Source organism: Neptunomonas sp. CHC150, from assembly GCF_030397555.1.
GTDB classification, from domain to species: domain Bacteria; phylum Pseudomonadota; class Gammaproteobacteria; order Pseudomonadales; family Balneatricaceae; genus Neptunomonas; species Neptunomonas phycophila.
In genome coordinates this window covers 1-780 of the sequence record NZ_JAPNXU010000030.1, presented here as the reverse complement: position 1 = coordinate 780, position 780 = coordinate 1, and the positions used below count along the sequence as shown (strand labels likewise).

1 protein-coding gene is annotated in these 780 nt (G+C 47.3%); it reads right to left on the bottom strand.

What is annotated here, in order from left to right:
• A partial coding sequence (gene tssI / locus OW491_RS17945; protein ID WP_290037262.1) for a type VI secretion system tip protein TssI/VgrG occupies positions 1-780 on the bottom strand: 780 nt, incomplete at both ends.

Genomic DNA, 780 nt, shown 5'->3' with positions numbered 1-780 from the left:
CGGCCGGGGTAGATAAAGTGTTCATATTTTCCAACGCCCGGTACGACCATGTCAGCGGCCGCCGAGGTTTGTAGTCGATTACTCGGCTTTTTGAAGTCGTAGTCTCGTTTGGCGTAGCGCCCTGTCATGAACTGGAAGCTGTGATACCAGTTATGAATCGTGTGTTGGGTCAGTGAGCCGGCAGCATAAGTAATAGATTGCTCGTCTGATTCGTCATAGCCACCGATGTGGTCACTGATAATCAGCGTGTGTTTACCTGCTTCGTGAGCGAAGTAGTAGTACAGCCCTTCTTCTTCAAAGAGACGGGAGATAAAGTTGAAGTCGCTTTCTTTGTACTGGACGCAGTAATCGCGTGCAGGATGCTGGCCTACTAAGCGGAATTGGAAGTCGGTAAAGCCGTTTTCTTCAAAGATGGCCGTGGCGATTTCTTGAATGTTTTTAAACTGGAATATTTTGCAGTCGCTGGTTTGCGTTAAGAACCATAACCAAGGAACAACAACGGCCGAATAGCCGCGTAAGTCTTGGAGCTGACGTCCTTCTTGGCGGAAGCTTTTGATGTAACCGTTAATATAACGATAGCTATCGGGTAAAAAGAGCGCGGACTCGTCGGTAGCGGCTATTTTTAGCGTAACGTTCTGCCCGACTATCTCAGCGGGGGTGATATCTTTGCGTAATGAATACGCTTCTATTTCAATGCCAAAAAGCGCTGATACAGATTCTTCACCTGCTAGACGAGTTAGCAAAAAAACATCGTCACCGAGCTGTCTCTTATACACATCT